Origin of the sequence: Saccharothrix syringae (assembly GCF_009498035.1) — a bacterium.
Lineage (GTDB): Bacteria > Actinomycetota > Actinomycetes > Mycobacteriales > Pseudonocardiaceae > Actinosynnema > Actinosynnema syringae.
In genome coordinates this window covers 7,855,402-7,871,732 of record NZ_CP034550.1, presented here as the reverse complement: position 1 = coordinate 7,871,732, position 16,331 = coordinate 7,855,402, and the positions used below count along the sequence as shown (strand labels likewise).

Genomic DNA, 16,331 nt, shown 5'->3' with positions numbered 1-16,331 from the left:
CGAGAGGTGTCTGTCTGCCATGCGTGCATCCCCGCGTGAACTGGCCCGGAAGGCCATCGCGTTCGGCGTGGTGGTGGTGTTGACCGCGTCGACCGGTCAGGCCGTCGCGGCTCCGGGCGGTACATCGGCCTGGAACGTCACCGAACTCCAACAGGAGCAGTCGGTTCCGACCCGTCCCGGCGAGACCAGACCCCTGCCCGCGGACCCGGCGAGTGGTGCCGTGGTCACCGCACCGGCGGCGGGTGTGGTGTGGCCTCGGGCGGTGGCTGCGGAGGTGGACTTCGCGGCGACCGGTGGTACGCCCGCGCAGGCGGCGGCGCGTGCGACGGGTCGTCCGGTGCGGGCTGCCGGGACTCCCGTTGCGGTGGGGGTGAAGGGCCAGGCGAAGTCGGGCAAGGCGCGCGTCCAGGTGCACGAGCGGAAGTCCGACGCGGTGGTGTTCAGCGTGTCCGACGCCGGGGGTGTCAAGGACAAGCCGTTGGATCTGACGTTCGACTACTCGTCGTTCGGGTCGGCGTTCGGTGGTGACTACGCCTCCCGGCTGAGGTTGGTGCGGTTGCCGTCGTGTGCGGTGTCCTCGCCGGAGAAGGCGGAGTGCCAGGCCGCCACTCCGGTGGAGGGCGCGAAGAACGACACGGCCTCGGGTGTGCTGTCGGCTCCGGTGACGGTGGGGTCGGAGCCGGCGGTGTTTGCCGCGGTGGCGGCGGCGTCGGGTCCGGCGGGTAGTTACGCGGCGACGTCGCTGGCCCCGGCTGGCTCGTGGAACGCGGGTGGTTCGTCGGGTGACTTCACTTACGGGTATCCGATGCGGGTGCCGCCTGCTGTGGGTGGTGGGGCGCCGTCGGTGTCGTTGGGGTATTCGGCGCAGAGTTTGGACGGGCGGACGTCGTCGACGAACAATCAGGCGTCGTGGGCGGGTGATGGTTGGGATTTGTCTCCGGCTGGGTTTATCGAGCGGCAGTACAAGCCGTGTTCGTTGGACCTGGGCGGGAACAACGGTCAGACGAAGACCGGTGACCAGTGTTGGGCGACGGACAACGCGACGATCAGCCTGGTCGGTGTGTCGGGCAAGTTGGTGCGCGTCGGTACGAGCAACCAGTGGCGGACCGAGTCCGATGACGGTGCCCGGATCGAGCGGTTGTTCAACGCCGCCAACGGTGACAACAACGGTGAGCACTGGAAGGTCACCACGCCGGACGGTACGCAGTACTTCCTGGGCATGAACCGGTTGCCGGGGTGGTCGGAGGGCAGGCCAGAGACGCAGTCGACGTGGACGGTGCCGGTGTACGGCAACCACGCCGGTGAGGAGTGCCACCAGGCCGCGTTCGACGCGTCGTGGTGCCAGCAGGCGTACCGGTGGAACCTGGACTACTCGGTCGATCCGCACGGCAACGTGACGACCTACTACTACCAGCGGGAGTTCAACCGGTACGGCCGCAACGCCGACCCGGCCAAGGGCACCGACTACGTGCGCGGCGGGTGGCTGGACCGGATCGACTACGGCCTGCGCAGTGACAACGTCTTCGGCCACCCCGGTGCCCGAATCAGTTTCGAGACCGCCGAACGCTGCCTGCCCTCCGGTGCGGTGACGTGTGATCCGTCGCAGCTCAACGCTTCGACGGCGGCGTCGTGGCCGGACGTGCCGTTCGACCAGATCTGTGGCACGGGTGAGTCGTGCACCAACCGGCTGACCCCGTCGTTCTTCACCCGCAAGAAGCTGACCAAGGTGGTCACGCGGGTCTCGGACGGCGGCAGCGGGTTCCGGGACGTGGACTCATGGGCGTTGGAGCACCAGTTCCTGGGCACCGGCGACGGGTTGGCACCGGCGATGAACCTGACCTCGGTCCGGCACACCGGCCTGGTCGGCGGCAGCGTGGCGTTGCCGGCGACGGTGTTCTCGCACAAGGCGTTGCCCAACCGGGTGGACACCGGCAGCGACAACCGGCCGCCGATCACCCGGTACCGCATCGTGGGGATCACCGGTGAGGCGGGTTCTCACACGCAGGTCGAGTACAGCGGCGCGGACTGCGTGCCGGGTTCGCGGATGCCCGCGGCGGCCGAGTCGAACACGCTGCGGTGCTATCCATCGTGGTGGACTCCGGACGGTGGTCGGGAGCCCGAGCTGCACTGGTTCCACAAGTACGTGGTCACGACTGTGGTCGACGACGACCGCACCGGCGCCTCCAGCCTGGTCAAGACCAACTACACCTATCTGGGCGACCCGGCGTGGCATTTCGACGAGGCCGAGTTCGCCGAGCCCGACCGTCGTACCTGGTCCCAGTGGCGCGGGTACGCCACGGTGCGCACGACCAAGGGCGACCCGTCCGGTCCGCAGTCGGTCACCGAGACTGTCTACGGCCGCGGCATGGACGGCGACCGGCTCCCGTCCGGCACGCGTGAGGCGTGGATCACCACGTCCGAGGGTGAGCCGGTCCGGGACGTGCAGCGGCTGCGCGGGTTCGTCCGCGAGACCCGCCAGTACGACGGCGGCCGGTTGGTGTCGGCGTCGGTCAACGACCCGTACCTGCCCGACACCCCCACCGCGACCGATACGGCGGGTAACAAGGCGTACGTGACCGGCAACGCCTCGGTGCGCGGCCGGACGTTGCTGGAGAGCGGTGCGTGGCGGCGCACGCGGGTGGACAAGGGCGACTTCACGCCCGAGGGCGTGGCCCGGCGCACCGAGGACCACGGCGACCTGGCCGTGACCGGGGACGAGACCTGCACCCGCTCCACCTTCGCCCGCAACGAGACGGCGTGGCTGCTGACGTTGGCCTCGCAGGTGGAGACGGTGGTGGGCACGTGCGCGGTGACGGCGTCGCCGACCACGATCCAGTCCCTGGCCCGCTCCTACTACGACGACCAAGTACACGGCGCCGCACCCACCCGAGGGTTGATCACCAAGGCAGAGGTGCTCGACAAGTGGGACGCCTCCGGCCAGACCTGGGTGACCGCCTCCCGCGCCACCTACGACGCGATCGGCCGTCCTCTCGACGTGTGGGACGCGCGGGGTGAGAAGACCACCACCGACTACACCCCCGACACCGGCCCACTGACCGAGATCTCCAGCACCAACCCGCTCGGCCACGTCACCCGCGAATACCTCGACCCGGCATGGGGCCTGTCGACCGCCTCCGTGGACGCCAACAACCGCCGAGCCGACCTGACCTACGACCCACTGGGTCGTCTCGTCGCCGCCTGGACCCCCGGCCACAACAAGGCGACCAGGCCCGCCGACGCGGCGTTCGAGTACCAGTACAACAACGACAAGCCCAGCGTCGTCGTCACCAAGCAGCTCCAGGACAACAACCGTTACCTGACCGCGTACACGCTCTACGACGGCCTGCTGCGCGAACGCCAGACCCAGGCCCCCTCACCTGGCGCCAGCGGCGGCCGACTGGTCACCGATACCTTCTACGACTCCCGCGGCCTGCCCTACAAGACCAACGGCGTCTGGTGGAACGCCCAGGAGCCCAGCGGCACCCTGGCCGGTGTCTACGACAACGAGGTCCCGGCCCAGACCATCACCGAGTACGACGGCATGGGCCGTCCCACCGCCGCGATCCAGCGCAAGTTCGCCGTCGAGCAGTGGCGCACCACCACCTCCTACGGCGGTGACCGGGTCAAGACCACCCCGCCCCAGGGCGGCACCGCCACCACGCTGATCAACGACGCCCAGGGCCGCACGGTCGAGAAGCGCCAGCACACCGCGGGCGTCGACAGCCCCTACGACACCACCACCTATACCTACAACGCCGCCGGCCTCCTCAAAGCTCTGACGGACCCGGCGGGCAACCAGTGGCGCTACACCTACGACCTGCGCGGCCGCGTCGTGGCCACCGACGACCCGGACACCGGCCACAGCACCGTCACCTACGACGCCGCCGGCCAGGTGCTGTCCAGCACCGACGCCCAGGGCCGCACGATCGCCAACGCCTACGACAAGCTCGGCCGCCTGACCGCCAAGCACAAGGACTCCCTCACCGGCACCAAACTGGCCGACTGGACCTACGACACGCTCGACGGTGGTCTCGGCATGCCGGCCTCCTCCCGTCGCCTGGTCGACGGTCACGCCTACGAGCGCTCCATCCGCGGCTACGACGAAGCAGGTCGACCCACCGGCGAGAAGGTGACGATCCCCGCGGTCGAGGGCGTGCTCGGCACCAGCTACGAGCTGGACCAGTACTACACCTACACCGGCAAGATCGACACGATCTTCTACGTGGGCGCCAGCTCGGCGGGCCGACAGATCTACCCCACCGACGGGGTGGCCACCACGTACCGCCCCAACGGCACACCCCACAAGCTCATCGGCTTCGACGTCTACGTCGGTGACACCACCTACTCCAGCTTCGGCGAGATCCTCCAGCTCACGTACGACAGCGCGGAAGCGAACGCGGCCAAGAACGTCGAGGTGACCAACTTCTACGAAGTCGGCACCCGTCGCCTGGAGCGCAGTCTGGTCAGCCGCGAGACCACGACCGACAACCGCCTGGCCGACCGCAAGTACACCTACGACCCGGCCGGCAACATCACCAAGGTCGCCGACACCCCCGAAGGCCGGGCGGCGGACACCCAGTGCTTCACCTACGACCACCTGCAGCGCATGACCGAGGCGTGGACCCCGGCGTCAAGCGACTGCACCGCCACCCGGTCGGCCACCGCCCTGGGCGGCCCGGCCCCGTACTGGCACTCCTGGACCTTCGACAAGACCGGCAACCGCCTGACCGAAACCCAGCACGCCGCGGCTGGCGACACCACCCGCACCACCACCTACCCGGCAGCCGGAGCAGCCCAGCCCCACACGGCGCGGTCGGTGACCACCACCGGCCCCAACGGCACGTCGCTGGACACCTTCGACTACGACAGCTCCGGCCGCACCACCACCCGCCGCATCGGCGGCGACACCCAAACCCTGGAGTACGACGCCGAAGGCCACGTCTCAAAGATCGTCAACGCCGACGGCAAGGAGTCGACCTACCTCTACGACGCCGACGGCCGACGTCTGATCAGCCGCGAGCCCTCGGCCACCACCCTGTACGTGTTCGGCCAGGAGATCCGCCTGGAGAAGGGCACCACCACCCCGTCCTGGACCCGCTGGTACTCCTTCGGCGGTCAGACCGTGGCGGTGCGCAACAGCGTCACAGGCGTGAAGTGGATGATCCCGGACCACCAGGGCACCAGCCAGATCAGCGTCGCCAAGACCACCAGCCTGACCGTCACCCAACGCCGCCAGACCCCATACGGCGCACAACGAGGTCCAGCGCCCGGTTCGTGGCCCGATCGCCTGGGCTTCGTCGGTGGCCGCAACGACGAGTCGGGCCTGACCCAGGTCGGCGCACGCCTGTACGACAACGCTTCGGGCCGCTTCCTCTCCGCCGACCCAATCATCGACAACAACGACCCGCAGCAGCTCAACGGCTACGCCTACGCCAACAACAGCCCGGTCACCTACAGCGACCCCACCGGCCTGATCCGCGACTGCGGCCCCGACGGCGTGATGTGCGGCTTCGACAAGCGCATGTTCAACGGCGACAACAAGGAGCAGCGGGCTCAGTACGAGTCGGAGAGGCGGTCTGTCCAGGCGTACCGGCGGGCGGTTCAGCAGTACACCGCGGAGGTCAAGGCCAGGACCGAGCAGGCGATGTCCGAGCAGGGCATCAGCTGGGAGGACTACCAGAAGGCCCTGGCCGACGCGCACAAGACCAAGTGGGATGTGATCAAGGAGGTCGCCTGGGACGTCCTGAAGGAGATCTCGGGCTGGAACGACATCGTCGACTGCTTCACCAAGGGCGACATCTGGGGCTGCGCCGGACTCGTCGCGGGCCTGGTGCCCTGGGGCAAGGTCGGCAAGATCCTCGAAGCCGGCTGGAACGCCATCAAAGCCGTCGACCGCCTGACTTCGATCATCAGCAAAGCTCAGGGGGTACTGCGCCGAGTCCAGGCCATCACCGAGCAGGTGACCGAGGCCGCTACCGAGCAGTTCCAGAAGCTCCTCTCCCGAGGTGGCGGTTGCAATAGCTTTGCGCCAGGCACTTTGGTCCTGATGGCTGATGGCTCGACCAAGCCCATCGAGGAGTTGTCACTTGATGACCAGGTCATGGCGTATGACCCCGATAGTGGCGTTTCCGGCGGTCGGCAGGTCGTGGGCACAGTGGTCGGCGAAGGTGTCAAGCACTTGGTGCGGATTGCGCTCGATATCGACGGACCGGAAGGCGATGCGACCGGAGTTGTAGTCGCTACCGGCGGTCATCCCTTCTGGTTGGCGGACGAGAAGCGATGGCGGAACGCAGACGAACTGCGAGTCGGAAGCCTTCTGCAATCTCCTGACGGCTCCTGGACGGAGGTTGTCTCGGTTGAGCGGTGGTTCGAAGTCGCCCGAGTCCACAACCTGACCATCGACGACATCCACACTTTCTACGTGGTAACCGAAGGCGTTGGACTGCTCAGTCACAACGCTAACTCTGCTGAAGTTTGCCACTTGACCTTGGGGCCTGACCGGGAACAACAGGTGCAAGGAGTGGCGGCTGAACGTGGTGATAGAGTGCTGCCGCACGAGCAAGTGTTGATCAACGAATTCGGTGATACCCATGGGTGTTGGAGTTGTCCGGCTCGTGAATCCGGCTACGCTGACGGCCACTGGACTGGCGATCATATCCCGCCGAACAAGTTGGCACCCGAGGGTCCGTGGACGATTTATCCGCATTGCATGGCTTGTGCGCGTCGGCAGGGAGGTATGGTAAATGGCGTCAACCGGGGATTTTATGACAGATTCGATAACGAGTAGGATCGGCGTCTTTGAATCTGTCATGGGAGCCGTAATCGGAAAGTGCACCTACGGTCTTCTGGTTGTCTCGGATCGTGACAGTGCGGACGCCCACGATGACTGGAATCCGGCGACGGAGGTTGTGCACGCCGGCCCGGACTCGTTGTACGTCGGTGTGCGTGACGCGGCCGGCGGTGCAGTCCTGGTAATCGTGGCGGACCGTGCTGAAATCTCTTCGGAGGCATTCCTTCTGCATGAAGGATCTTTCACGTCTCCTTCGCTCTCCATTCACGTGTACGATCCCGGGGAGTCGTTCTCGCTTGTCATCCCCATCGATGAAGCCGAATTCTCCGTAAAAGTTTATGGAGATAATTTGCGCGAGTCGTCCGAAATTGTTGTCCTACTGGGCGGCAGTGTGTAGGTGTTTCAAGTGTGGCGATTGTTCGAATCGGGGGCGACGCTCTGGGGGGTCTTGCCTGGATATTTCCGCAGGATGAATCCTTCGGAGGGGGAGTGCAAAATCAACGGTTCGCACGAGTTGCAACTCGGTGACCACCGCTTTCGGCTCCCCCTCCGGCATCGGTCGATGTTGTGGGTGAAATCAAATCGGTGCTGGGGTGGAAGTGCTTCGGGTCGCTGGCCAGTCCCCTCGGTTACGTCCGGACTTCCAGGGGGTGGTGTAGGGGATCCGGTTGCCGTGGCCGTGCTGGGTGTTCTTGGCCTTGATGGGTGAGCAGGCATCGATGATCCAGTGCATGAGGTCCATGAGTCGGGCGCGTGGTGCAGTGTCGAACTGTCGGCTGGCTGGGCCCAGGTGGGAGACGGAGGGGTGGCCCTTGGGGCGATGTCTTGGATGACGCCACATGCCAGGTTCGGCGAGCATACGTGAAATTCTTGCTCTTGGATGGTTCTTCTTTTGTGAGTAAATTTCGATTGATCGTCGTTGGTGCAACGCGTGCACTTGAGTGCAAGGGCTCGCGGTATGGCGCGAATCGGGCGGGTTTCCCTCCTTCGGGAGGCGAGGAAGAACTTCTGGCGGCGCTTCGTGTCGCCGTGCCCTCCTTGAAAGTCGTAGATGATTCGTGCGTATGGCCTTCCCTGACTGTTCCGCCACTGCGGAGCAGTCTTGAAGAATGTAGATTCATCGCTTCGATTTGGAATCCAGGAATTCATCCGGTTCTTCCGGTCGATGTTCGAGGTGACGATTCGGCCCGATATTCGTAGGCTCTGCGGTCGTTCAGTGGATGCGCAGCATCGTGCGTGAACCCGACAGATTCAGATGGTGGAAGAATCCGCTTCGAGGAATTCGGCGAACACCTCGCTGGGTTTTCTCCAGTCGTGGATCTTACGAGGTCGGTCGTTGATCTCCGCGAGGTAGCTCGGGTCGGAGGGGATGTCGACGCCCTTGGGCAGGAGTTCGCGCACGATCAGGTTGAGCTTCTCGTTGCCGCCGCGTTCCCACGGTGAGTGTGGGCGGGCGAAGAAGACCGGCAGTTCGGTGGCGGTCACCTGCTCGTGCAGGGTCATCCCCGAGCCGCAGTCCCAGGTCAGGGAGCGTGTGATCGAAGCCGGCAGGCCGCCGACGGCGGCGATGGCCGCGTCGGTGACCGTCAGCGAGTCGTGCCCGCGCAGCGGGACCAAGACCGGGAAGCGGTTGGTGCGCTCGACCAGCGTGGCCACTGCGCTGCGACCGCCCTTGCCGATCACGAGGTGCCTTCCCCATGGCCGGGCACGGCCCGGTCGTCGGCCTCGACTGGACGTTCGCCGAGGTAACGGGGCTCACGAATACGCGGTGCCTGCGCCGGACGTGGCCTGCACCTGCCCATGTGGCCGGTGCGCAGCGCGATCAACTCCCGGTTCAGCGTGGCGACAGGTTAGGTGTAGACCCACTCTGGTAGACGGTCTCGTGGCTCACCCGCACAGTGTCCTCGCCGTCCTCGCCCCGTGCCGACCGGCTCGTGATCGACGCCGGCGACCAGCCCCGCGCAACAGTCCGACCACCCGTGCCCGAACAGCCGGGTCCCGGTCCACCGCCAACGGCCTCGACCGAGCCACGCCCGCGGCCTGCTCGGCCACTATGGCCCGATAAACCTCGCGACCGCCGTGACGGCCCACCTCACGGGAGACCACCGAGGCGTCACGACCGATTCGAACCGCGATCTTCCCGTACTTCGACGACTCGGCCAGTCCTCGGGAGATCTCCTCCCGATCGGCCAATGTCAGCACTCAACGCACGGTGAGCGATCCTTCCCCGCCGAACAGCACGATCAGATGCTGCGACAGTCTGAACCTGCCAGGTATTCACCGAACTCCTCGAAGCAGATGCTTCCACCACCTGAACTCGCCCAGGTGAGTCACCGTGTGCCCACCTCGCTCCCCACGTACCGTGACCCGGTGGACAACCTGGACGGACGGGGCGCGGTCGAGGGCTGGTCGCGGTTGCACGGGGAGGACGTGTCCGGCAGCCGGTTGGCGGTGGGGTGGATCCGGTTCGTGCACCTGCTCGCCCGGCGCCTTCCCGGGGCGAACCCCGATGTGCTGTCGGCCTGCGGTGTGGTCGCGGCGGCAAGCGCGGTAGGTGCGGCGGTCCTGGGAGGGCGCTGGGTTCTCGTGGCCGCGCTGCTGGTCGTCGTGTCCGGGGTGCTCGACGGGCTGGACGGGGCGGTGGCCCTGCGCACCGGTCGGGCGCGTCCGCTGGGGGCCGTGGTGGACGCGGTTGCCGATCGGCTTGGTGACGTGTGCCTGGTGGCCCTCCTGGTCCTGCTGGACGGTCCGGGGTGGCTGGGTGCTGCAGTGGGTGCGGCGGTCTTCCTGCACGAGTACGCGCGGGCCCGTGCGCAAGGGGTCGGGATGACCGGTGCGGGGGCGGTGACCGTTGCGGAGCGGCCTACCCGGGTGGTGGTCGCCGCGGTGGCGTGCCTGAGTGCCGGCACCTGGCCTGCGGGCGCGCCGTGGCTGGGTTGGGAGTGGGGGACCACCTGCCTTGTGCTGTGGGCGGTGCTCGCCGCAGTGGGTGGGGTTCAGCTCGTCGCGGCGATCCGGAGAGTCCTCACGCCGGGCCGATGAGGTCGGCGGTGATGCGTGCGGACATGGCGACCAGGGGCAGGCCGCCGCCCGGGTGTGCCGACCCACCTACCAGGTACAGGCCGGGTACGGGGGCGCGGTTGGCGGGGCGCAGCAGGGCCGCGCGGGGACCGTTGGACGACGAGCCGTACAGGGCGCCGCCTACCGCTCCTGTGTCGCGTTCCCAGTCGGCGGGGGTTCGGATCTCGCGCCACAGCACCCGGTCGCGCACGTCGTGGCCTCGGGTGGCCAGGACGTCGAGCACGTGGTCGGCGTAGCGGTTCGCCAGACCTGGCGCAGTCCAGTCGACCTGGCCCTGGCGGGGGGCGTTGACCAGCACGAACCACGACTCGTGGCCGTCCGGGCGCACGGCCGGGTCGTCGGGGGAGCACACGTACACCGCCGGGTCCCCCACCGGGTGCGGGGTTCGGCCGAACAGGGCGTCGAACTCGGCGTCGTAGTCCTCGGGGAACAGCACGCGGTGGTGGTAGGGCCTGGCGGAACGGCCGCGCAGGGCCAGCAGGAGCACGAAACCCGACAGTGACGGCACCGCGCGGGTCAGCGCCCGGCGCGGGGCTTGGGACCGCCGATCGGTCAGCAGGTCGTCGTAGAGGGCTCTGGCGTCCGCGTTGGACACCACGACGTCGGCGGGCACCTCCCGACCTGCCACGCGCACGCCGGACACGCCGTCGCCCGACGTCTCCACCTCGGTCACGCGCGCGTCGAACTCGAAGCGCACGCCCAGCTTGCCGCAGTGGTCGAACAGGGCATCCCCCAGCCGCCGCAGGCCGCCGCGCACGTACCAGCCGCCGTGGTGTTGTTCGATGTAGGGGACGACGGTCATCAGGCCCGGCAGTCGGCGTGGGTCGGAGCCGCTGTAGGTGGCGTAGCGGTCCAGCAGCACCCGGGCCCGTGGGTCGGACAAGCGCTGCCTGCCCACGGTCCGCAGCGTGCGCCACGGTGCCAGTGCCAGCAGGTCGCGGACGCTCGTCGAGCGCCGCAGCAGGTCGCGGGCGCCGCCCAGCGGGCTTTGCAGCACCGCCTCGCCCACCAGGTCCCACAGCCTCGCCGCGTCGGCCATGAGGGCCGCCCACTGCTCGCCCGTGCCCGGGCTCCACGCGTCCAGGGCCGACGGCACGGCGGTGGCGTCGTGGGGCAGGTCCACTTCGGAGCCGTCGGCGAAGCGGTAGTGGCAGGTGGGGTCCACCGGGACCAGGTCGACCGCGTCGTCGAGCCTGCCTCCGGTGTCGGTGAACAGGTCGCGGTAGACGTGGGGCAGGGTCAGCAGGGACGGGCCGGTGTCGAAGGCGAAGCCGTCGCGGCGCAGCTCGCCCAGCTTGCCGCCGTGCGTGTTCGCCTGTTCGAGGACGGTGACCTGGTGTCCTCCGGAAGCCAGCCGTGCGGCGGCGGCCAGGCCGCCCATGCCCGCGCCCACCACGACGACCCGTGCCATCAGCGGCTCCCGTGCAGCGGTCGGTGCTTCCAGGTGAGGGTGCCCGCGCGGCGTGCCCGCCAGGAGCGGGCCAGCAGGGTGAGCAGCGTGCCGACCGACACCGGGTGCGCCAGGGCGTCCGGCCACGGCCGCCCACCGGTGCGGCGGGCGGTGACCACCCGTCCGGCCACGGCCGCCGCGTAGCCGACCAGGCCCGCGCGTGATCCCGTCAGGGCGGCCAGCGGGGGGAGCACGAACGCGGACGCCAGGCCGGTGGCGAGCGCGATGGCGGCTGCCGGGCTGCCGGTGGCCGCCCAGAGGGACTTCTCGTAGCCGGCCGCGACCTCCGCCCAGCCCCGGTACATCCGGCACTCGGCGATCCCGCTGCCGTCGGCCACGGCGCCGCGCCCGCCCGCGCGCTTGACCGCCCGCATCAGGGCGATGTCGTCCAGCACGGCGTCCGCGACGCCCTCGAACCCGCCGCAGCGGCGCAGGGCCGTCGCGTCGACCACGAAGAACTGGCCGTTGGCCGCGGACAGCGACTCGCGCCGCGACCGCTCGGCCAGCCGCAGCGGCAGGAAGACCAGCCAGGACCACTGCAGCAGCGGCTGCACCAGGCGGGTGGCGGCGTCGTCGGCGAGCTGCCGGGGGAACGGGGACACCGCGTCCAGGCCCGCCGACCGCAGCAGGTGCACGGCGGCGGCCACGGCGTGCGGTGCCAGCACCACGTCCGCGTCGACGAACACCAGCACCCGGCCCCGCGCCTCGGCGGCGAGCCGGGCGCACGCGTGCGGCTTGCCGGGCAGGCCGGGCGGCGGCGGGTCGCCGGGGATCACCCGGACCCGGTCGCCGGCGATCGCGCGCACCACGTCGGCGGTGCCGTCGGTGGACCCGTCGTCCAGGACCAGCACCTCCAGGTCCGGCACGTCCCGCTGGGCCAGGAACGACCGCAGCGCCGGGGCGATGCGGTGGGCCTCGTCGCGCGCGGGCACCAGCAGGGACACCGGTTCCCGGCACGGCGGCGGGTCGGCTCGCGGCGCGCGCACCAGGCGCGCGTTGACCGCCGCGTGGAGGGTGCCCAGGGCGGCGACCGCCGACCCGGCGGTGACCAGGCCCCGCAGCAGGCGCCTCACCGGTGGGCCCGCCACAGCGCGACCGCGAACGGCACGGCGACCGCGCCCATGAGCACGCCGCCGACCAGGGAGACCCACGGCCTGCCGAAGAACGCCGCGTGCGCCCACACCGAGGACCCGTAGGTCCAGAGGTACAGCACGGGGGCCGGGCCGAGGCGGAGGTCGGTGCTGCCGGCGCCGACCCGGGCGTGCAGGGCGCCGGTGATCAGGGTCGCGACCAGCAGCCAGCCGGCGAAGTTGGTCAGCGGGATGCCGTCCACGCCGGGCAGGCCCGGGGTCGGGTGGGTCCACGCCCAGTGGCCCGCGTCGACCATCTGCGGGTCGAGGAACACGTCCCACGAGGCCAGCGCCCAGCCCGCGAGCGGCACGACCGCCCAGCCGGTGCCGAGGGCGCGGCCCACCAGCAGGGCGGGCCACGCCATCATGACCCAGGCCATCGGCACCAGGACGGGGACGGACAGGACCTCGGCGCCGAGCGTGCCGGTGTAGGCGTACCCGCCGAACGGGAAGCCGGTGCGCACGCCCACCGCCTCGGCCACCAGCCCGCCGCCGCCCGCCACCGCGAGCAGCAGGACCGCGGCCCGCAGGCCGGCGCGCGCGGCGGCGTCCAGGGTGGAGGCGGCGCAGAACAGGACGACCGACAGGACGGTGGTCGGCAGGCGGTCGGCGGGTGCGGTCACCGAGTAGACGATCTGGGTGAGGACCACGCCCGCCCCGCAGGCCCAGGCGGCGGCCGGGAGGGCGCGCACTGGCACGCGGGAGGCCACACCGGTCGACATGTCGACGAACCTAACGGCGATCGGGCGGTGCTGCCCGATGAGCGGGTGGGCAGGGCCGTGCCGCGTGCCTTCGTGGCCGGAGGTCGGCCGAGCCCGTCGTTCCGGCGCCCGGCCACTCATCGGGCGGAGTCGCGACCGCGCTGCCAGGATCGCTGCCATGGCCACCACCCCCCCGCCGACCGGGTCCGGTCGCACCGCGCCCGGGCGCGACCGGCACGCCCGCCTGCTGCCCGCACCCCCGGGCAGCCCCGACGCCGGCGGCGAACCCCCGCGCGCGGCGGTCGTGGGTGGCGGCATCGCGGGGGTGGCGGCGGCGGTCGGGTTGGCCGAGCGCGGGGTGCGCGTGGTGCTGCACGAGCGCGAGGACCAGCTCGGCGGGCGGGTCCGGGGCTGGACCACCGCCACCGGCGAGACGATGACGCGCGGCTTCCACGCGTTCTTCCGCCAGTACTACAACCTGCGCGCCCTGCTGCGCCGCGTCGACCCCGACCTCGCCATGCTCCGCCCGGTGCCCGACTACCCGCTGGTCCACGCGGCGGGCACGCGGGAGAGCTTCGCCGGCCTCCCGCTGACGCCCCCGTGGAACGTGGCGGGCTTCGTGCTGCGCAGCGACACCTTCACCCTGCGCGACCTGACCCGGATGGACACCCGCGCGGCCACGGCCCTGTTCGACGTGTCGCTGCCGCGCACCTACGCCGAGCTGGACGGCCTGGACGCCGATGCGTTCCTGCGCGGCATCCGCTTCCCCGACACCGCGCGGCACCTGGCGTTCGAGGTGTTCTCCCGCAGCTTCTTCGCCCACCCGTCGGCGCTGTCGGCCGCGGAGCTGGCGACCATGTTCCACATCTACTTCCTGGGCTCCAGCGAGGGCCTGCTGTTCGACGTGCCGCGCGACCCGTACCCGGCGACGATCTGGCGGCCGCTGCACCGCCACCTGGAGTCACTGGGCGTGGAGGTGCGCACCGGCAGCACCGTCGACCGGGTGCTGCGCCGCCCCGGCGGTTTCCGCGTGCTGGGGGACGACGTGGACGCGGTCGTGCTGGCGACCGACGTCCGCGGCCTGCGCTCCGTCGTGGCCGGCTCGGACCTGGGCACCCCGGCGTGGCGCGCCCGGGTCGACGGGCTGCGCACCACGCCGCCGTTCCTGGTCAGCAGGCTGTGGCTGGACCGGCCCGCCCGCCGCGACCGGCCGCCGTTCCTGGGCACCAGCGGGTTCGGGTACCTGGACAACATCAGCGTGCTGGACCTGTTCGAGGACGAGGCGCGCGCCTACCGCGAGCGCACCGGCGGGTCCGTGGTCGAGCTGCACGCCTACGCCCTGCCGGAGGACGCCGACCAGGAGGCGGTGGTGGCCCGGCTGGTCGAGGAGGCCGAGGCGGTCTACCCCGAGCTGACCGGGGCGCGGGTGGTGCAGGCGGAGCACGTGCGGGCGGCCGACTGCCCGCTGTTCGCACCGGGGTCCTTCCCCGGCCGCCCGGCGGTGACCACGCCCGACCCGGCGCTGGTGCTGGCCGGCGACCTGACCCGGGTCGACCTGCCGGTCGCGCTCATGGAACGCGCCGCCACCACGGGTTTCCTCGCCGCGAACACGCTGCTGGCGCGCTGGGGCGTGCGCGGGCACGACCTGTGGACGGTGCCCAACCGGGGGCGCTCGGCCCTGCTGCGCGGCGCGGCCCGCCGGGCCCGGACGGGCGGGCGCCGGGACCGTCAGCCGTCTACTGTGGACTGACGGGGTCCTGGGCGGGCACGGTGCCGCGGTAGTGCGAGGCGATGTCGTCGCTGGTGGTCAGCCACACGTCGGGCTGCGCGGCGAGGTGGGCCAGCGCCAGGTCGAGGTACTTGTGCCGGAACGGCTGGCCGATCACGAACGGGTGCAGCGCCAGCGCCAGCACGCGCCCGCTGTCGCCGGCGGTGGCGTCGGCGTGCAGCTGCTCGTACTGGTCCTGCACGATCCGCAGGAACTCCGGCCCGGTGGTGCCCCGGCCGAACAGCAGCAGGTCGTTCAGCTCCACCGTGTACGGCACGCTGAGCACCCCGGGCACGGTCAGCGGGTACGGCTGGTCGTCGTTGGTCCAGTCCAGCACGTACTCCAGGCCCAGCTCGGCCAGCAGCGCCGGGGTGTTGAACGTCTCGGTCAGCCCGGGGCCCATCCAGCCGCGCGGGCGCTTCCCGGTGGCCGCGGCGATGGTGTCGACCACGTCGGCCAGCACGCGCCGCTCCTCGTCCGGCTCCAGTCCGGTGTGCAGGACGGAGTTGGTCCGCCCGTGCGCGAGCCACGCCCAGTCCCGCGCCACGCCGGCCCGGATGACCTGGGGGTAGTGGTGGACCACGTCGGAGTTCAGCAGCACGCTCGCCCGGAGGCCGTGCCGGTCCAGGCTCTCCGCGACGCGCCAGATGCCGACCCGCGTGCCGTAGTCGCGCCAGCCGTGGTTCAGCGCGTCCGGGACCAGGTCCGCGGTGCCCGGCCAGATGCTGGTGGACGGGCGGCCGACGAGGAAGTGCTCGACGTTGAGCCCCACGTAGACGGCCACCCGGGCGCCGCCGGGCCAGGTGATGCGGGGGCGTTCGGTGATCGGGCGGTAGTCGTAGGGGAGGGTGCCGGTTGTGTTCGCCATGGCCGCAAGGTAGGAGTTGACACCGGTGTCAGGTGCAAGTCCGGGGGGCGACGTGCGGATCGGTGAACTGGCCAGGCGCACCGGGGTGAGCGAGCGCTCGCTGCGCTACTACGAGCAGCAGGGCCTGCTGGGCGCCACCCGCACGCCCGGCGGCCTGCGCGAGTACCCGGAGCAGGCGGTCGACCGGGTGGTGCGCATCCAGGAGCTGTTCGCCGCCGGGCTGACCAGCCGGACCATCGCGCGGCTGCTGCCGTGCATGCGCGACGCCGACGGCGGACCGTCGGAGGTCGCCACGCCCCGGCTGGTGGCCGACCTGACCGCGGAGCGGGCGCGCCTGGACCGCATGATCACCGAGCTGGCCACCTCCCGCGACGTGCTCGACGAGGTCATCGAGGCGGCCTCCGGCGACCCGTCTTCGGGGAGTGCGCGGGACGCTTCGGCCGAACCGTTTACCCGTCGCCGCACGGGGTAACAGAGCATCACCCGTGCGCGCGTGCCCTGCACGGATAGGTGCGCCCTCCGGGTGGACCGGGTGCCGGGGGC

The 16,331-nt window shown here is 70.3% G+C and carries 9 protein-coding genes and 1 pseudogene; 5 read left to right on the top strand and 5 right to left on the bottom strand.

The window, feature by feature from the left end:
• The first annotated feature begins 19 nt into the window (after positions 1–19).
• Positions 20–6,787 carry an RHS repeat-associated core domain-containing protein gene (locus EKG83_RS49245; RefSeq protein WP_153278613.1) on the top strand — a complete coding sequence of 2,256 codons (6,768 nt, stop codon included), beginning with the start codon at positions 20–22 and terminating at the stop codon, positions 6,785–6,787.
• Positions 6,744–7,187 carry a hypothetical protein gene (locus EKG83_RS33005; RefSeq protein ID WP_153278612.1) on the top strand — a complete coding sequence of 148 codons (444 nt, stop codon included), beginning with the start codon at positions 6,744–6,746 and terminating at the stop codon, positions 7,185–7,187. Before EKG83_RS49245 ends, EKG83_RS33005 begins: the two co-directional genes overlap by 44 nt.
• An 854-nt stretch (positions 7,188–8,041) precedes the next feature.
• Here EKG83_RS33005 and EKG83_RS50050 read toward each other — a convergent pair.
• Positions 8,042–8,992 (bottom strand): annotated as a pseudogene (locus EKG83_RS50050) (IS30 family transposase).
• Between the two features lie 168 nt (positions 8,993–9,160).
• On the opposite strand from EKG83_RS50050, the gene EKG83_RS32990 reads away from it, so the two are divergent.
• Entirely contained in the window at positions 9,161–9,832 is a 672-nt protein-coding gene (locus tag EKG83_RS32990) for a CDP-alcohol phosphatidyltransferase family protein (RefSeq protein ID WP_170191940.1), read from the top strand.
• Here EKG83_RS32990 and EKG83_RS32985 read toward each other — a convergent pair.
• Genes EKG83_RS32985 through EKG83_RS32975 form a run of 3 tightly spaced genes read right to left on the bottom strand, consistent with a single transcriptional unit; the run spans position 9,816 to position 13,173 of the window.
• Complete coding sequence (locus EKG83_RS32985) at positions 9,816–11,282, bottom strand: phytoene desaturase family protein (protein WP_033434642.1); 1,467 nt, start codon at positions 11,280–11,282, stop codon at positions 9,816–9,818. The two genes, EKG83_RS32990 and EKG83_RS32985, sit on opposite strands and share 17 nt — an antisense overlap.
• Entirely contained in the window at positions 11,282–12,394 is a 1,113-nt protein-coding gene (locus EKG83_RS32980; RefSeq protein WP_033434702.1) for a glycosyltransferase, read from the bottom strand. The genes EKG83_RS32985 and EKG83_RS32980 overlap by 1 nt, the downstream gene beginning before the upstream one ends.
• Positions 12,391–13,173, bottom strand: a complete 783-nt coding sequence (locus EKG83_RS32975; protein WP_033434641.1) for a carotenoid biosynthesis protein — start codon at positions 13,171–13,173, stop codon at positions 12,391–12,393. The genes EKG83_RS32980 and EKG83_RS32975 overlap by 4 nt, the downstream gene beginning before the upstream one ends.
• A gap of 157 nt (positions 13,174–13,330) precedes the next feature.
• Between EKG83_RS32975 and EKG83_RS32970 the strand changes: the two genes are divergently transcribed.
• On the top strand, positions 13,331–14,902 hold the full coding sequence (locus tag EKG83_RS32970; protein ID WP_051766781.1) for an FAD-dependent oxidoreductase: 1,572 nt from the start codon (positions 13,331–13,333) through the stop codon (positions 14,900–14,902).
• Here EKG83_RS32970 and EKG83_RS32965 read toward each other — a convergent pair.
• Entirely contained in the window at positions 14,889–15,788 is a 900-nt protein-coding gene (locus EKG83_RS32965) for a polysaccharide deacetylase family protein (RefSeq protein ID WP_033434640.1), read from the bottom strand. The genes EKG83_RS32970 and EKG83_RS32965 overlap by 14 nt on opposite strands.
• Before the next feature lie 52 nt (positions 15,789–15,840).
• Between EKG83_RS32965 and EKG83_RS32960 the strand changes: the two genes are divergently transcribed.
• Positions 15,841–16,260, top strand: coding sequence for a MerR family transcriptional regulator (locus EKG83_RS32960; RefSeq protein WP_051766780.1), 420 nt, complete (start codon positions 15,841–15,843; stop codon positions 16,258–16,260).
• The last annotated feature ends 71 nt before the right edge of the window (positions 16,261–16,331 follow it).